The organism is Peterkaempfera podocarpi, assembly GCF_042466665.1.
GTDB classification, from domain to species: Bacteria; Actinomycetota; Actinomycetes; order Streptomycetales; family Streptomycetaceae; genus Peterkaempfera; species Peterkaempfera podocarpi.
This window is the reverse complement of the sequence record NZ_CP162102.1, coordinates 5,385,119-5,401,008: the sequence shown is the minus strand read 5'-3', so window position 1 is coordinate 5,401,008 and position 15,890 is coordinate 5,385,119. Positions and strand designations below refer to the sequence as shown.

Genomic DNA, 15,890 nt, shown 5'->3' with positions numbered 1-15,890 from the left:
GGTCTCGGGGCGGGCGGAGTCGCCACCGGTCGTACCGGGCCTAGCGGGCCGGGGTGACCAGGACGTACGTCTCCAGCTTGTTGGGGCTCTCGGCGAGGACCGAGATGCTCGTCCCGGTGTCGGGCACCTTGACGCTGCTGTACGGGTTGTCCGCGTACCAGTAGGTGCCCTTGTGGTCGTTGAAGACCGGGACGCCGTTCTGGGACGGGATGGTGGTGGCCACATCGGCCTTGTGCAGCGTCAGCTTGTCCGTGCGCTCCCAGCCGAAGGCCGAGTCATAGCCCTGGAAGCGCGGGCGGGTCAGGGTGCCGTCCGCCCAGTGCTGGGTCTTGGCGTGGGCGTCGATCGGCAGGATCAGGCCCTGGCCCGGGTGGACGCTGACGTTGTTGTCGGTCTGGGAGGTGTCCCAGTACCAGATGACCAGGCCGTTCTGGTACGGGAAGTGCTCGACCCAGTCGGGCTTGGACGCGAAGCCGAAGTTGTACGGGCCGGTCTTCAGCGTGGTGTCGTACGAGATGTACTGCCGGTTCTCGGCGACGTAGTACTGGGCGTAGTCGTTGGTGACCGAGCCGGTGATGCGCTGGAAGCCGGTCGCGGTCCAGCCGTTGTCGCCGTTCTCGGCGCCGTCGCTGAACAGCTGGCTGCCGTCGGCGGTCACCGCGATGTCGTCGAGGGCGAGGCCGCGGTAGTGCAGACCGCCGTCGGTGACGTAGTGGAAGCGGACCTTGACGGCCTGGCCGGCGTAGGCGTCGAGCGAGTAGGCGAGGTCGCCCCACTGGGCGACGTTGCCGGTGAGACCGGCCTTGCCGCTCTCGTTCTGCGGGATGGCCTGGCCGTTGAAGGTGCCGTCCAGGACGGTCCAGTTGGCGCCGCCGTCGGTGGAGACCTCGGCGTAGCCGTAGTCGTAGTCCTGCTCGATGTCGTACCAGCCCTTGGCGGTGAGGGTCGCCGAGGACTTGCCGGTGAGGTCGACGTCGCGGGTGAGCGAGACGTTGAGGTTGTCCGCGCTGCCGCTCCACCACTCGTTGGCGCCGTCGGCCGGGGTGTTGACCTCGGTGGTGACGGACTTCTTGGGCAGTTCGACCAGCAGGCCCTGGGCCTGCTTGGAGTTGTACTCGACCGGGCCGAGGCGGTGCAGGCTGGTCTTGCCGGCCTTGGCGGTGTCGTACTTCAGCCAGCCGAGCTGGAGCTTGCTCCAGACATCGAGGTCGTTGGGCTTGTCACCGATGGAGTTCTGGCCGTCGCCGAGCCAGGAGCCGGACGACATCAGGGACCAGAAGCCGACCGAGTTGTCCTGCGGGCCGACGGTGTCGTACAGGTCCGGCAGGCCGAGGTCGTGGCCGTACTCGTGGGCGAAGACACCCAGGCCGCCGTTCTCCGGCTGCATGGTGTAGTCGCCGACCCAGATGCCGGTGTCACCGGCCTCGGTGCCGCCGAGCTTGTTGTTGTCGGGGCCGCTGGTGCCCTGGCCGGTGGCGTAGGCGTAGGAGCGGTGCGCCCACAGGGCGTTGGCGCCCTGGACGCCGCCGCCGGCCGACTCGTCCTCGCCGGCGTGCACGATCTGGAAGTGGTCGATGTAGCCGTCGGGCTCGTTGAAGTTGCCGTCGCCGTCGTAGTCGTACCGGTCCCACTGGTCGTAACCGGCGAGCTCGGCCTTGACGTCGGCGGCGGAGCGGCCCTTGGCCTCCTGGTCGGCGACCCAGGTGTTGATGCCGTCCTTGATCAGCTGCTGCGCGTTGGCGCAGATGTTGGCTCCGCAGTAGTCGCTGCCGTACCGGGCCTCGTTCCAGGGGACCTTGACCCAGTCGGTGACCTCGCCGTCGACCGAGTAGCGGCCGGAGGACTCCTTCTCGTAGTAGGTCTTGAGGGAGTCCCCGGTCTTGCTGAAGTACAGGTCCTGGTAGTGCTTCTGGTTGTAGTCCGCCAGCCAGTCCGTGGAGTTGTCCTTGGCGCGGTCCGGCGCGGCTATCTGGTTGTACGCCGGGCCGGGGTCGCCGCCGTACTTGACGACGGCCGGCTCGGGGCCGGCACCGTCCGGGTCGTACATCGTGGTGTTGTCCACCTGGTCGCCGAACTCCACCAGGATGGTGAAGATCTTGTCCGTGCGCTCACGGGCGAGCTCGACGTACTTGTCCCGGCCGAGCTTCACGCTCTCGCTGCCGCCGTGGTTCTCGACCTTGGCGGTGCCTGCCAGCACCTGGTCGAGCGCGGCCTTGCGCTCCGCCTCCTGCTTGACGCCGAGCGGGCCCGGAAGGTCGTGGTCGACCTTCTGGACCTGGGCGTCGACCGGGTCGTGGCTCACCGGCGCTGCGCCCTGGGCTGCGGCTGCGGCCGCACCGGGCAGCGCGGCGGTGGCCAACGCGGCTATGAGCGCCGTGGCGGCTGCGCCTGCGACGGCTCTCTTGGTCGTCTTCAACGTGGTGACGTCCTCCCCTTACCGCCTGGTCCACCTGGGTCAGGCGGTGGCCGACTGGTGAACCAGTGAGTACCAAGTGGAGGACATTTGATCGGAGGAGTACGACAAAAGAAAGACGTTGACCCGAACATGACGCAGCCTTTAAACTCCGTTTTCATGCGCGTTCACTGACGGGTGATCATGTTGTGCTCCCACACGTGAGCATCACCACATCCGTCCGCCGGGGAAGTGAGCCCGTGCGCCCCCCGTGCTCCACCGGCGCCGGTTAGGCTGGACTCACCTGCACATGCACCGGGTACATCCACAGCGAGACTGCATCGTGCACGCGCCGACCCAGGCCGACCCCGCCCCTCCCCGACGCGAAGGACGGAACCCCCCATGCCCCGCCCGACCCTCGCCCAGACCTGCTGGGGAACCCTCGCGGTGGTGTCCGCCACCGTGGTGCTGCTCGCGGTGTCCGGCGCCGACAGCCTGCTGAGCATCACCGTGGTGGTGGTCTTCGGCATCGCCCTCGGGACGCTCGCGACCGCCCTCTCCATGACCGGCCAGGCCCTGCGCGGCGACCGCTCCCCCGACTCGCGGGTGGTGCGCACCGGGGGCCTCGGGGAGTCGGCGCGACTGCCGCACCGGCCCGCCCCCGCGACGGCCGAGGCGGAGTACGCGCAGCAGTCCTCCGGCAGCGCCTGATCACCCGGGAGCATCTGATCATACGTCAGGTCCGGGTGGAGACAACCACGCTGCGCACCGTCTTGTCGTGGACGCACTGCCGATAGGGGCTGTCGAACAGGCACCAGCCACCGTCGATCACCACCCAGAGACCGCAGCACAGCACCGACGGCAGCGTGTAGACGGCGGCCCGCCCCCAGGCCTCACCCGGTGTGGGCACCGCTCCGTCCGCCAGCCTCGCCACCCTGACCTTGACGGCCTTCTTCCCCAGCGTCTGGCCGTCGCGTGACAGCATCAGGCTCTCGTAGACCCAGTAGACGAGCCCGATCGCCAGGGACATGGTCGCCTCGCCGCTCCGGCTGTTCCAGTTCACGAACCAGCCCAGCACCAGGCTGCACACCGCGGCGACCAGCACCCCGTCGATGATCCGGGCCAGCAGCCTCCGGCCCCGGCCGCCCAGCGGCGGCATCCCCACCGGTATCCCCGGCGCCTGACCGTAGGGGGCCCCCGCCTGGGGAGCCCCCGCATAGGGGGTTCCGGCGCCATAGCCCGGGGGCGGCGGCGCCGGCTCTCCGTACGGGCTGCCGCCAGGGGTGCCGCCGCCCGAAGGCGGCGGCTTCTCGAACGAGGGCGGACCGTCGCCCTCCTGTCCCGGGCCCGGTCCGGGCGGCTCATGGGTGCTCATGAACCGAGTAGAACACCGCAGGATCGACCTTATCCGTACAGATGCTCCCTTTGGCGTCCATTCGGGTCGCGGGCCGTCATGGCCGCGGCTGATCCACTGCCAGGAAGGTGCCGGCCGCCTTGTCGTGCCAGCACTGCCGCAGCGGCCGGTCGAAGAGGCACCAGAGCACGTCCAGCGCCCCGCCCAGCAGCAGCGCGCCCAGCAGCTGCCGCGCCAGCCAGCGGCGCACCGAACCGCCGAGCCCCGGAGGCTGCTGCGACTCCGCGTCCAGCACCCGCACCCGGGCGATGCGCTTGCCCAGGGTGCGGCCCCACCGGGCGGTGGGCAGTGCCTCGTAGACAAAGCCGATCAGCAGCAGCGCCAGCAGGAACAGCCCGGCCCGGCCCAGCACCACGGGGTCGACCAGCCACACCCGCCCCGCCCGGCCGGAGGCCCTGGCGGCGTCGATCTTCGTCTGCAGATGGTGGACGGCGGACGCGCCGAGGGGGACCGCGGCGGCACCCGCCAGCGCGGCGACCGCCAAGGTGTCGATCACTCGGGCGGCCAGCCGCCTGCCGTACCCGGCGGGCCGCGCCCGCCGCCGCTCGGCGGCCCGGGATGCCGGTGTCTTCGCCGCCGGCTTGGCCTCGTCCGGGCCCGCTCCCGGCGCGGGCGCGGGAGCCGGGGGGACCGGGTAGGAGGTCGGCAGGGGGGTGCGGTGGGCGGTGCCGGGGAGCGGGCGCCGGGCGGACGGCGAGGGCACGGGCGGCAGGCAGGTCTCGGTCGACTGCTCGGCGGGCGCGCCGGAGGGAGCCGGGGAGGCCGGGACCGAGGACGCAGCGGGAGCCGGGGCCGGGGCCGCGAACGGCGTCGCCTCGGCGACCGCCTCGGCTGCCGGAGCCGCCTCCGGGCCGTCGGCGCCCCAGGAGACCCAGCGGGGGGAGGCCTGCGACTCCATCAGCCCCCGCTGGCTGTGGACGTCGGCCTGCCATCCCGAAGAGCGGCCGTCCCGGTCGTCGTCGCCGGTGCGGTGCATCAGGCGGTCCGGCTCGGTCGGGTCCGGCCCCGTCGGCGTCGCCGTCGGGCGGGCCGGTTCGGCGGGTCCGCCGGCCTCCGGCTGCCGTACGGGGAGCGGTGCGGCCGGCACCGGGTCGGGCACCGCGGCCCCGGCGTGAACACCCGGCGCTGCGGCCTCCTCGGCCTCGGCCGGCAGGGCCGCGGCGGGTACGGCCGGCGACAGGGCCGTCCAGGCCGCCCGCTCCGCCGGACCGGTCTGCGCACCCTCGGGCCGCGGGACCGCGGGCCGCACCGGGGCCGCCGGCAGCGGCGGTGCGGACCAGGGGGCGGGCGAGGCCAGGGGCGGCCCGGCGGGAGCGGGGCGGGGTTCGGTGGTGAAGGACGTACCGCCCGTGGTCTCGTCGAAGAAGACCGGCCCCGACTCCTCCAGCGCCGCCGGCCCGGCCCAGCTGCGGCGTACGGGCAGCGCCCCGCCCGGCCCCGGGCCGGCCGCGGACTCGCCCTCGCCGGGCGTCGCGGGCGGCGGCACCGGCCGCATCGGCGGCGCCTGCCGCCGTGCCACCAGCCGGGGCGGGGCCAGCACCTCGCCGGGCCCGGGGGCGGGCCGGGTGGTGCCGGGTGCCCAGGCGGCTCCGTCCCAGTAGCGGACGAAGCCGGGGATGGAGGGGTCGGGGTAGTAGCCGGGCGCGGGTGCCGCGTCGGCGGTGGTGCCGGAGGAGGGCCGGTCCGTCATCTGTCCCCTGTCCCGTGGTCCGCGCTGACTGCCGGGTGGTGGCCCGGCTGGTACGCCCGCTCGACGCCGCGGGTTCGACTCGCACGGCGCGGCGGGGTGCACAAGGGTCACCGGGCACGCCTCGGGCACAGCGCACACCCGGGCAGTGACAAAGCGTAGTACTCCGGCGACCCTCGGTGTGGGTGTTGCCGAAGGAACGTCCGGCGAGGCGCCCGGTCGGCTTCGCTTCCGCTGGGCACTCCAGGTGACGAAACTCCCGCCGAAGTCGTGTAAGAGTCCGCCGTCCGGGCGCTCTCACGCATCAGGGACCCGGCGACGGGCAGATGCGTCCTGCGGCCGGGAGAGGCCAGTGAGAGAGGGAGACACACCCATGGAGAGCGTGGTCGAGCACGAGCTGGAGCTGCATCTCGTGCTCTCGCCCGAACGGAGCGTCGCGGTACCCGCCCGCCTGCTGTACGACGCGCACGACCCCTATGCCGTGCACATCACCTTCCATCTCGGCTCGGACTCCCCGGTCACCTGGGTGTTCGCCCGTGAGCTGCTGGTGGAAGGCACCTTCCGGGCCTGCGGAACCGGTGATGTGCGGGTGTGGCCCGGCCGTTCGCGCGGGCGGGGCGTGCTCTGCATGGCGCTGAGCTCCCCGGCAGGCGAGGCACTGCTGGAGGGGCCGCTGGCGGTGATCATGGCCTGGCTGGACCGCACCCATGAGCTGGTGCCCCCCGGCTCCGAGGGCGACTCCCTGGACCTGGACGCCGGGTTGGCCGCCCTGCTGGCGTGAGCAGGCCGGCCCTCAGCGGGTCGCGGGGGCCTGCTGCCGGGCGCCCGGGCGCTGCGCGGGCACCGTCGCGGTCGAGGTGGCGTCGGCGGACGCGGCTCGCCGGTTCCTGATCCGCAGCGCCGCGACGCCGAGCACCGCGATGCCGAGCAGCGAGTAGGCCGCGGCGGGGATCTGCTGCCAGTCGGGCAGATGCTGGTCGCGCGGGCCCTGGTGCGGCACCAGCCACATGCCGTAGCAGCAGAAGCCGAGGGCGGTCGCGGCGGTGATCGTCCGCCACCGCCGCCTGCGCACCGCCTGCGGACGGGAGCGCTCCTGGGCGGACTCGGCGGCGAGCAGCAGCAGCAGCGGGACACACCACACCCAGTGGTGGGTCCAGCTGATGGGCGAGACCAGCAGCGCGGTGATCGCGGTGCAGACCGTGCCCCAGGCCTCCGCCCGCGGCAGCCAGGCCGCGCTGCGGCCCGCCCGCACCGCGACGGCCAGGCCGAGCACTCCGGCCACCACGCCCACCGCCAGCCCGGCGAAGCCGGGGTCGGTGGTGTGCAGCAGCCGGGCGACGGCTCCGCGCAGCGACTGGTTGTCGACGATCTCGGTGCGGCCGACGCGGCTGGAGTCGAAGACGTAGCTGGTCCAGAAGCCGTGGGAGGCACCGGGCATGGCAATCCAGCCGATGGCCATGCTGGCCAGGAAGGCCCCGAAGGCGGTGAAGGCGGCCCGTACCCGGCCGGTGAGCAGCAGATAGACCGCGAAAAGGCCGGGGGTGAGCTTGATCCCGGCGGCGATGCCGATCCCGATGCCCTTGCCCCGGTGGGTGTCGGAACGGGTGAGGTCCCACAGCACCAGGCAGGCCAGCACCAGGTTGACCTGGCCGTAGCGCAGTGTGGTCCAGACCGGCTCCAGCCAGACGCCGAAGCCGGTGACCAGCAGGACCGCCGTCGGGCGCAGCTCCCGGCGCGGCCAGCCGACCAGCCGGCAGGAGAGCCAGGCCAGTACGCCCAGCACGATGACGTTGCCGCCGGTGATCATCATCCGCAGCGCGCCCACGCCGACCCAGGAGGTCGGTACGAAGAGCATCGCGGCGAACGGCGGGTAGGTGGCGGGCAGCGCCCACTCGGTGACCCGGAAGCCATAGAGGTCGGTGCCGTGCACCACTGCCCGGCCCTCGGCCTGGTAGACCAGCATGTCGATCATCGAGGTGCCGACGAAGTGCCGGACCACGGCGTACGCCACCAGCGACACCAGTGCGGCGAGCGTGGCGGCCCTGGACGGACGGGGTGCCTCACGCAGTCGCCGGAGCAGCGCCGGACCACCGCCGGCCGTTCCCGCCCCGGCCGCATCCGTCGGCCGTTCCCGCTCCACCACTGTCACCGCTGCACTCCGTCCCAAAGTCGAACGCCCGCGACCCTACCCGATGCGCATGGACGCCCCTGCCCCGCGAAAGGCCTCCGGACACGGCACGGCGGGGGCGAGCGGCCCGGGTGGGGTTGATGGTGCCGCTCGCCCCCGCCGGTTCCGGGGACCCGCCGCCGTGCGGGACGGCGGGTGGGAGTCCGGCCGGGACGTCAGCCGGTGAAGGTGTTGAACGCCCTCGCGAAGTCCGACGGCTGCTGCGCTATGGAGCTGCAGGTGGCGTCGGCGGAGGCCTTGGCTCCGCCGGGGCAGGCCTTGTCCCGCGCTGCCGACCACATGGAGAGCCACGCCAGGTGCTTGCCGGCCGCGAAGTCGGCGACCTGCTTGGCGTCGGCGACGGTGAAGACCTCGGTGGAGACGTCGTTGACACCGATCATCGGGGTGATCGCGACCTTGCTCCAGGCGGCGCTGTCGGAGAGCCCGAGCACGCTCTTGACCTGGGCCTGGGTGGCGGTGGCCGCGTCGATGGCGAAGGTGCCCATCCGTCCGGAGGGGTTGGGGGCCGCGCCGTCGCCGTAGTCCATGGCCATGATGTTCACCGCACCCATGTCCACGCCCTGCTGCTTGGCGTCCGCGATGAGGGAGACCCCCTCCTGGGTGAGGCCGGAGGGCAGCGCGGGCAGGGTGAAGGAGACGTCGAGTTGCTTGCCCTTGGCCCTGGCCGCCTTCTGGAGCTGGGCGATGGCCTGGTCCCGGCGGGTGTTGGCGGCGGTGTTGCCGATGGCTGCGCCCTCGACGTCGAAGTCCACCTCGTCCAGGCCGAAGGCGTCCACGGCCTTGCCGTAGGCGGCGGCGAGCTGGTCCGCGGAGCCGCAGGCGAGGGCGAGCTCACTGCCGCTGGCGCCGCCGAAGGAGACCCTGACGTCGCCGCCCTGGCCGCGCAGTGCGCCGATCTGGCCGGCGACCGCGTCGGCGGTGAGGTCGGTGACACCGCCCCACTTGGGGGTGCAGCCGCCGCCGGAGACCAGGAACGCCAGGTTGAAGTGCTTGACCCCGGTGGCCTTGGCCGTGGAGACCAGGTCGAACGGCGGGTAGAGGGAGGTGTCCACATACGGTGAGAACCCGGCCGCCGAGCCGCCCGACGCCGGCGGAGCGGTGGTCGGCGGGGCCGTGGTGGCGGTCGGCTTCGGGGTCGGGGTCGGCGATGCGGTGGTGCGGGTCGGTGTCGGGGTGGGGGTGGGGGTGGCGGTCGGCCGGCCACTGGGGGTGGGCGCGGGTGAGCTGCCGCCCTTGCAGGAGGCCCCGTTGATGGTGCAGTTGGCCGGTTCCGCCTGGGCTGCGGCGCCTCCGGCCTGGACCACGAAGCCGACGTCCACGGTGCGGCCCGGGTCGATGTGCTGCGACCAGGACTGCGGCCTGACGGTGATGTGCTGGCCGGAGGCGGTGAAGACGGCGTTCCACAGCGAGCTGATCCTCGCCCCCGCGGGCAGGTCGAAGCTGAGGGTCCAGTCGTCGATCGGCTTGCTGTCGGGGTTGCTCACCAGGTACTGGCCGCTGTAGCCGGTGTCCCAGGTGCTGGTCTGGGTGTACACCGCGGCGAGGGAGGCGGCACTGGCGGAGGTCGGCAACGCGATCAGGATGCCGCCGACGACCGCGGCCGCTGCGACCGATCCGCCGACGACGGTGCCACGACGGCTCCGGCGCCGACGGTTGCGGCCGGCGCTGCGGGCAGGCTTGGACGTCATGGTGTGCTTACCTCCGTGAGTACGGGACAGCCGCATGCGGGGTGCCCGTACGGCCCCGCGGGTCTTCCGCAGCTGTGCCGTCCCCACGCCCAGCGGCGCTTCGAACACGCTGCACGCTAGCGAACCCGCAGGTAGGGAAGGCCGCGCCTGAGATTGGTGTAGACCTCACTTAAGGCCGGGTTAAGGAACAGGCCAGTGGGAGCGATACCACCGCCCTGCCGCCCCCAGGAGGACGACGGCGGCTGCGCACCCGGCTGCGAGGGGCCGCGCGGAGCCGGCGGCCGTTCCCGGAGCGGGCCGGGTCAGCGGCGGGCGGCGGCGCGGACGCCCCGGCGCGGCCGGGTGCCGCGGCGGGCGAGGCGGCGGCTGAGGCCGCCGTCACGGACCTCGGCGCGGGTCTGCAGGCGCAGCCGGATCTCGGCACCGCCGAGCAGTACGGAGCGGCCCACCACCATGTCGCCCCCGGTGGCCTCGGCCATCTTGCGCACGATGTCCAGCCCGAGCCCGGTCGAGCCCTCCCCGCCCTGGCCCTCGCCGCGGCGCAGCGCCGACTCGGGGTCGTCGATGCCGGAGCCCGCGTCCGAGACCATGAGGATCACGGCGTCGTCCCCGGTGTGCACATCGACCGAGAAGGCGGTGCCCTCCTTGGTGTGCCGGAAGACATTGCCCAGCAGTGCGTCCACCGCCGCGGCGAAGTCGCCCCGCTGGACGGGCACCATGACGGGGGCGTCGGCACCGGCCAGCTGCCAGGCGCGGCCCTCGTCCTCGGCCAGCGCCGACCAGAAGCCCACCCGCTCCCGGATCACCTCGGCGGCGTCGCAGCCCACGGCGACCACGGGCTGGTCGTCGACGGTGCGGCGGGCGGCCCGGATGATCTGGTCGACCTCACGTTCCAGCTGGGCGACGGCGTGCCGGGTGGCCTCGGCCGCGTCGCCCTCCCCCAGCGAGGCGGCGTTGAGCCGGAGCACGGTCAGGGGGGTGCGCAGCCGGTGGGAGAGGTCGGCCGCCATCTCCCGTTCCGCGGCGAGCAGATGGACCACCCGGTCGGCCATGGCGTTGAAGGCCACCGCGGCCTCCCGCAGCTCCTGCGGGGTGCCCTCGGCACGCCGGCCCTCCACGGGGACGCGTACGGCGAGGTTGCCGGAGCCCAGGGAGCGGGCGGCGGAGGCCAGGCGGCGGGCGGAGGAGACGATACGGGCGCCCATCCGGTCGGCGACGGCGACCGAGATGGCGACCAGGCCGAGGGCGACCAGGCTGAGGACCAGCCAGGCGGTGGCGACGCCCTGGGTGAGGTCGGACTCGGGGACGTACACCTCCACCACGGCCTTGCGGCTGATGTCGACGGCGACCGGCTGGAGCAGCGCGAAACCGCCGGGGACGCGGACGGTGAAGGAGCGTCCGCGCCGGGTGGCGGTGGAGAGGTCGCCGGCGGCGGCGCGGGCGGTGCCGACGGTGGTGAGAGTCTGCGGGGCGACGGTGCCGCTGGGGGGCGGCACATGGACGGCCACCCGGTGCTCGGCGCCGGCCTGGGTGGAGGCCACGGCGCGGGCCAGCGCGTCGCGGTCGGTGGTGATGGCGAGGGCGGGGCCGAGGGCGGCCGCCTGCCGTTCGGCGGCGGAGAAGGCCCGGTCGCGGGCGGTCTCACGGACCATCAGGCCGAGGGGGATGAGGAAGGCGAGCGCCACCATGGTGGTGCCGGCGATGGCCGCCTTCACCAGCGCCCACCTCACCGGTGGTACCCCCGCCCGGTGTCCGCGGGCCCGCCGGTCCGGCCGGCCACCGCGTCCGCCGGGGCCTCCAGCTTGACTCCCACCCCGCGGACGGTGTGCAGATAGCGGGGGTTGGAGGCGGTCTCGCCGAGCTTGCGGCGCAGCCAGGAGAGATGGACGTCGATGGTCTGGTCGCCGCCGTAGGTCTGCCGCCAGACCTCGGCGAGCAGCTCCTTGCGGGGGACGACCACCCCGGGCCTGGCGGCGAGAAAGGCCAGCAGGTCGAACTCACGCCGGGTCAGGTCCAGCATGGCGCCGTCCAGCGCGGCCTCGCGCCGCTGGAGGTCGATGTAGAGGCCGCCGACCCGCAGCAGTTGGGCCGTCGGTGAGGCACCGGCCCCGGCGCGCCGCAGCACGGCGGCCATCCTGGCGGAGAGGTGCTCCCCCGAGAAGGGCTTGATCAGGTAGTCGTCGGCGCCGTCGTTGAGCAGGCGGACGATCTCCGCCTCGTCGTCGCGGGCGGTGGAGATGATGACCGGGACGTTGGTCAGTCCACGGATCATCTTCAGGGCTTCGCTGCCGTCCAGGTCGGGCAGTCCGAGGTCCAGGATGACCAGGTCGCAGCCGACCTGGGCGACCTCCCTCAGCGCCTCCAGCGCGGTGCCCACGCTGCGCACGGCGTGGCCGGCATCCGAGAGGTGCCGGATGAGGGCGGAGCGGACGAAGGGATCGTCTTCGACCACGAGCACAGTTGCCATGGCCCGCACCGTACGCCATTCGGGTGATTCACGTGCATGACATGGCGAGGCTCGCGATGCGGCAGTATTGCCCACGATGCGGAGAGGAATCGTGCAGACCGGCGCATGGGCGGCGGCCACCGGAGCGGCGGTGTGGCTGTCGTGGTTCGGGGTGCACGCCGTGCTGTCGGACGGAGCGTTCGACCCGCCAAGGGTTCTGACAGTGCCTCCGACAGACCCGGCCGGCCCTTCGGCATCCTCCACCCGGCTGCCCGGGGGCGAGCTGGGCCCGGCGACGGCCCGGGCTCCGCAACCGTCGCCGAGTCCCTCCGGAAGCGCGCGGCCGACGTCCACCATCGGGCGGCACCAGCCGGACCCTGGCACCCGGCGGCCCGCGCCCGCCCCCACCACGTCGGCGGCCGGGCGGGTCGAGGCCGGGGATGTGCGCAGTGTGTCGGTGAACGGCGGCCGGGTGGCGCTGGAGATGCACCCCGACTCCGCCGAGCTGGTGTCGGCGACTCCGGAGCCGGGGTGGGACATGCAGGTCTGGCACAGCGACCAGTGGATCCGGGTGGACTTCACCCGGGGCACCGTCACCGACTCGGTCTTTGTGACCTGGAACGGGCACGCCCCCACGGTGCAGACCGTCGACCCCTGACCGTCGGTCCCCCGACCGGCAGCCCCGGCCGGCAGCCCCCGGCCGTCGACCCCCGGCCGGTACCCGGCTCAGAGCACCTTGCCGGGGTTGAGGATGCCCAGCGGGTCGAAGACCTCGCGGATGCCGCGCTGCAACTCCAGCCCCACCGGCCCCAGTTCACGGGCCAGCCACTCCTTCTTGAGCAGGCCCACACCGTGCTCGCCCGTGATGGTGCCGCCCAGTTCCAGCCCGAGCGCCATGATGGCGTCGAAGGACTCCCGGGCCCGGGCGGCCGCGGCGGGGTCCGCCGGGTCGAAGACCACGACGGGGTGGGTGTTGCCGTCGCCCGCGTGGGCGCAGACACCGATGGTGAGGTCATGGCGGTCGGCGATGGCGGCGACCCCCTCCAGCATGTCGGCGAGCCGGGAGCGGGGCACCGCCACATCGTCGATCATGGTGGTGCCCATCCGCTCCAGCGCGGGCAGCGCCAACCGCCGGGCCTGCAGCAGCATGTCGGACTCGGCGGCGTCGTCGGCGGGCACCACCTCGGTGGCCCCCGCGGTGCGGCAGAGCTCCGCGACGGCGGCGAGGTCCGCGGCGGGATCCCGGGTGTCGAAGGCGACCAGCAGCAGCGCCTCGGTGCTCTCCGGGAGTCCCATCCGGGCCATGGCGTTGACGGCCCGTACGGTGGTGCGGTCCATCAGTTCCATCAGCGACGGGGTGTGCCCGGCGGCGCTCACCGCGCAGACGGCGTCGCAGGCCGCTGCGACCGAGGGGAACTCGGCGGCCAGCGCGAGCTGCGGGGCGGGGGCGGGGCGCAGCGCCAGGACGGCCCCGACGACCACGCCCAGGGTGCCCTCGGCACCGACGAAGAGCCGGGTGAGGTCGTAGCCCGCGACCCCCTTGGCGGTGCGGCGCCCGGTGTGCAGCAGGCGGCCGTCGGCGAGGACCACGTCCAGCCCGAGGACGTACTCGGCGGTGACCCCGTACTTGACGCAGCACAGGCCGCCGGATCCGGTGCCGATGTTGCCGCCGATGGTGCAGGACTCCCAGCTGGAGGGGTCCGGCGGGTAGGTGAGCCCATGCTCGGCGACGGCCCGGGAGAGTGCGGCGTTGACGACACCGGGCTCGACGGTGGCGGTGCGGTTCACCGGGTCGATGTCGAGGATGCGGTCCATTCCGGTCAGCGACAGCACGATGCAGCCGTCGACGGCGTTGGCCGCTCCGGACAGGCCGGTCCTGGCGCCCTGCGGCACCACGGGGACCCGCAGCCGGGTGGCGGTGCGCATCACATGCTGGACCTGCTCGACGGTGGTCGGGTGGACCACCACCGCGGGGACCCCCGCCTCGCAGAACCCCGCCATGTCGCGCCGGTAGGCGGCGGTGATGTCGGGGTCGGTGGCGACGGAGTCGCGCGGCAGGCCCTCAAGGAGCAGTTCCACCAGGTCGCTCATGGCTGTGCCGTCCTCCTGCGTGCTGCGTTCGCCGTCCCGGCCTGCAACTCTTCCGTGAGTCGCAGGCCGGGACAAGAGCTCGGCGGCCCTTTGTTGATCTCTCAGGGGGTTGCCGCTGATCTCTCAGGGGTTGCCGCTGATCTCCCAGAGCCTGCCGTCGGCCTCTCAGAGGTTGCCGCGCCGCTCCTGCTCACGCTCGATGGCCTCGAAGAGGGCCTTGAAGTTGCCCTTCCCGAAGCCCATGGAGCCATGCCGCTCGATCATCTCGAAGAAGACCGTCGGCCGGTCCTGGACCGGCTTGGTGAAGATCTGCAGCAGGTAGCCGTCCTCGTCGCGGTCGGCGAGGATCTTCAGCTCGCGCAGCTCCGCCAGCGGCACCCGGGTCTCCCCGACCCACTCGCCGAGGGTGTCGTAGTAGCTGTCGGGGGTGTCCAGGAACTCCACCCCGGCCTCCCGCATGGCCCGCACGGTGGCCACGATGTCATTGGTGGCCAGCGCAATGTGCTGGACGCCGGGGCCGCCGTAGAACTCCAGGTACTCGTCGATCTGGGACTTCTTCTTGGCGATCGCCGGCTCGTTGAGCGGGAACTTCACCTTGCGGGTGCCGTCCGCGACCACCTTGGACATCAGCGCCGAGTACTCGGTGGCGATGTCGTCGCCGACGAACTCCTTCATGTTGGTGAAGCCCATGACCCGGTTGTAGAAGGACACCCACTCGTCCATCCTGCCGAGCTCCACATTGCCGACGCAGTGGTCGACGGCCTGGAAGAAGCGGCGTGCGGGGGGCGTGGTGATCGGCTCCCGGGCGGCGTAGCCGGGCAGGTACGGGCCGTCGTAGCCGGAGCGGTCCACCAGGGTGTGGCGGGTCTGGCCGTAGGTGGCGATGGCAGCCAGCACCACGGTGCCGTGCTCGTCCTTGAGCTCGTACGGCTCGGCGAGGCCGGTCGCACCGTGCTCGACGGCGTAGGCGTAGGCGTGGCGCACATCGGGCACCTCGATGGCCAGGTCGACCACGCCGTCGCCGTGCTCGGCGACATGCCCGGCCAGGAAGCGGCCGTGGTCGGTGGCCGCCTTGACCACCGAGGTGAAGACAAAGCGGGCACCGCCGGACTCCAGCACATAGGAGGCGGTCTCCCGGCTGCCGGTCTCGGGGCCGGCATAGGCGACACAGCGCATGCCGAAGGCGGTGGAGTAGTAGTGCGCCGCCTGCTTGGCGTTGCCGACGGCGAAGACGACGGCGTCCATCCCGCGCACCGGGAAGGGGTCGGCCTGCCCGGCGTGCGCGGGAACGGCGTGCGAGGTGGTGTCGGTCATGGCGGTCTCCCTGTGGGGCGTACGCGTCCGGTACCCGGCTGTACAGCTGTGTGGGGTTACCGTGACGCCGCTCATACCGTTGCGCAACCGTTCGCGAAACCGGTGGGCACTCTGTACAGCGCCATCTCGATCGGGGCAGCATTCCTGTACAGGTTGCGCACTGATCGGAGCCCCCCATGGACGACACCGCACTGGACCGCCTCGACGGCCGGCTGATCCGGCTGCTCGCCGAGGAGCCCCGGATCGGCGTGCTGGAGTGCTCCCGCCGCCTGGGGGTGGCCCGCGGCACCGTCCAGGCCCGGCTGGACCGGCTGCGCTCCCGGGGGGTGATCCGCGGCTTCGGCCCCGAGCTGGAGCCGGCCGCGCTGGGCTATCCGGTGACCGCGTTCGCCACCCTGGAGATCTCCCAGGGGCAGGGCCGGTCGGTCAGGGCCCATCTGGCCTCGGTGCCGGAGGTGCTGGAGATGCACACCATCACCGGACAGGGGGACATGCTCTGCCGGATCGTGGCCCGCTCCAACGCGGATCTGCAGCGGGTGATCGACCGGGTGGTGGGGTTCGAGGGCATCGTCCGGGCGTCCACCGCGATCGCCCTGGAGAACCCGGTGCCGTACCGGGTGCTCCCCCTGGTGGACCAGGCCTCGGCGCCGCCGGAGCCGCGCTGAGCAGC

At 72.8% G+C, this 15,890-nt stretch carries 13 protein-coding genes; 4 read left to right on the top strand and 9 right to left on the bottom strand.

Going from position 1 to position 15,890, the window contains the following annotated elements; all coding sequences use genetic code 11:
- Positions 1-40: 40 nt before the first annotated feature.
- Complete coding sequence (locus AB0761_RS23770) at positions 41-2,416, bottom strand: immune inhibitor A domain-containing protein (RefSeq protein ID WP_377271161.1); 2,376 nt, start codon at positions 2,414-2,416, stop codon at positions 41-43.
- A 378-nt stretch (positions 2,417-2,794) separates the two neighbouring features.
- Here AB0761_RS23770 and AB0761_RS23765 point away from each other — a divergent pair, with 378 nt between their 5' ends.
- On the top strand, positions 2,795-3,103 hold the full coding sequence (locus tag AB0761_RS23765; protein WP_377271159.1) for a hypothetical protein: 309 nt from the start codon (positions 2,795-2,797) through the stop codon (positions 3,101-3,103).
- 25 nt (positions 3,104-3,128) lie between these two features.
- Here the strand turns inward: AB0761_RS23765 and AB0761_RS23760 are convergent, their stop codons facing one another.
- Together AB0761_RS23760 and AB0761_RS23755 are read right to left on the bottom strand one after the other, a co-directional pair.
- Complete coding sequence (locus tag AB0761_RS23760) at positions 3,129-3,767, bottom strand: RDD family protein (RefSeq protein WP_377271158.1); 639 nt, start codon at positions 3,765-3,767, stop codon at positions 3,129-3,131.
- 76 nt (positions 3,768-3,843) lie between these two features.
- Positions 3,844-5,496: an RDD family protein gene (locus AB0761_RS23755; protein WP_377271157.1), complete on the bottom strand. Its 1,653-nt coding sequence runs from the start codon at positions 5,494-5,496 to the stop codon at positions 3,844-3,846.
- Between the two features lie 370 nt (positions 5,497-5,866).
- Between AB0761_RS23755 and AB0761_RS23750 the strand changes: the two genes are divergently transcribed.
- On the top strand, positions 5,867-6,274 hold the full coding sequence (locus AB0761_RS23750; protein ID WP_377271156.1) for an SsgA family sporulation/cell division regulator: 408 nt from the start codon (positions 5,867-5,869) through the stop codon (positions 6,272-6,274).
- Positions 6,275-6,286: 12 nt separating this feature from the next.
- Here the strand turns inward: AB0761_RS23750 and AB0761_RS23745 are convergent, their stop codons facing one another.
- The 4 genes from AB0761_RS23745 to AB0761_RS23730 all read right to left on the bottom strand — a co-directional run bounded on the left by AB0761_RS23745 (position 6,287) and on the right by AB0761_RS23730 (position 11,836).
- Positions 6,287-7,642 (bottom strand): glycosyltransferase 87 family protein, encoded by a 1,356-nt coding sequence (locus AB0761_RS23745; protein ID WP_377271155.1) that lies wholly within the window; start codon positions 7,640-7,642, stop codon positions 6,287-6,289.
- A 194-nt stretch (positions 7,643-7,836) separates the two neighbouring features.
- Positions 7,837-9,369, bottom strand: a complete 1,533-nt coding sequence (locus AB0761_RS23740) for a cellulose binding domain-containing protein (RefSeq protein WP_377271154.1) — start codon at positions 9,367-9,369, stop codon at positions 7,837-7,839.
- Between the two features lie 302 nt (positions 9,370-9,671).
- Positions 9,672-11,099 (bottom strand): sensor histidine kinase, encoded by a 1,428-nt coding sequence (locus AB0761_RS23735; RefSeq protein WP_377271153.1) that lies wholly within the window; start codon positions 11,097-11,099, stop codon positions 9,672-9,674.
- A complete protein-coding gene (locus AB0761_RS23730) occupies positions 11,096-11,836 on the bottom strand; it encodes a response regulator transcription factor (protein ID WP_377271152.1) in 741 nt (246 codons plus the stop codon). The genes AB0761_RS23735 and AB0761_RS23730 overlap by 4 nt, the downstream gene beginning before the upstream one ends.
- Positions 11,837-11,927: 91 nt before the next feature.
- On the opposite strand from AB0761_RS23730, the gene AB0761_RS23725 reads away from it, so the two are divergent.
- Positions 11,928-12,473 carry a hypothetical protein gene (locus tag AB0761_RS23725; protein WP_377271151.1) on the top strand — a complete coding sequence of 182 codons (546 nt, stop codon included), beginning with the start codon at positions 11,928-11,930 and terminating at the stop codon, positions 12,471-12,473.
- A 68-nt stretch (positions 12,474-12,541) separates the two neighbouring features.
- On the opposite strand, the gene AB0761_RS23720 is transcribed toward AB0761_RS23725, so the two are convergent.
- On the bottom strand, positions 12,542-13,906 hold the full coding sequence (locus tag AB0761_RS23720; protein ID WP_377271150.1) for an FAD-binding oxidoreductase: 1,365 nt from the start codon (positions 13,904-13,906) through the stop codon (positions 12,542-12,544).
- A 165-nt stretch (positions 13,907-14,071) separates the two neighbouring features.
- Positions 14,072-15,220, bottom strand: a complete 1,149-nt coding sequence (gene hppD, locus AB0761_RS23715) for a 4-hydroxyphenylpyruvate dioxygenase (protein WP_377271149.1) — start codon at positions 15,218-15,220, stop codon at positions 14,072-14,074.
- A gap of 176 nt (positions 15,221-15,396) precedes the next feature.
- Here hppD and AB0761_RS23710 point away from each other — a divergent pair, with 176 nt between their 5' ends.
- Positions 15,397-15,885 carry an Lrp/AsnC family transcriptional regulator gene (locus AB0761_RS23710; protein WP_377271148.1) on the top strand — a complete coding sequence of 163 codons (489 nt, stop codon included), beginning with the start codon at positions 15,397-15,399 and terminating at the stop codon, positions 15,883-15,885.
- Positions 15,886-15,890 lie beyond the last annotated feature (5 nt).

Coding starts and splice junctions, on each gene's coding strand:
- AB0761_RS23765 (WP_377271159.1), top strand. CDS start 2,795: ATGCCCCGCCCGACCCTCGCCCAGACCTGCTGGGGAACCCTCGCGGTG.
- AB0761_RS23760 (WP_377271158.1), bottom strand. CDS start 3,767: ATGAGCACCCATGAGCCGCCCGGACCGGGCCCGGGACAGGAGGGCGAC.
- AB0761_RS23755 (WP_377271157.1), bottom strand. CDS start 5,496: ATGACGGACCGGCCCTCCTCCGGCACCACCGCCGACGCGGCACCCGCG.
- AB0761_RS23750 (WP_377271156.1), top strand. CDS start 5,867: ATGGAGAGCGTGGTCGAGCACGAGCTGGAGCTGCATCTCGTGCTCTCG.
- AB0761_RS23740 (WP_377271154.1), bottom strand. CDS start 9,369: ATGACGTCCAAGCCTGCCCGCAGCGCCGGCCGCAACCGTCGGCGCCGG.
- AB0761_RS23730 (WP_377271152.1), bottom strand. CDS start 11,836: ATGGCAACTGTGCTCGTGGTCGAAGACGATCCCTTCGTCCGCTCCGCC.
- AB0761_RS23720 (WP_377271150.1), bottom strand. CDS start 13,906: ATGAGCGACCTGGTGGAACTGCTCCTTGAGGGCCTGCCGCGCGACTCC.
- hppD (WP_377271149.1), bottom strand. CDS start 15,220: ATGACCGACACCACCTCGCACGCCGTTCCCGCGCACGCCGGGCAGGCC.
- AB0761_RS23710 (WP_377271148.1), top strand. CDS start 15,397: ATGGACGACACCGCACTGGACCGCCTCGACGGCCGGCTGATCCGGCTG.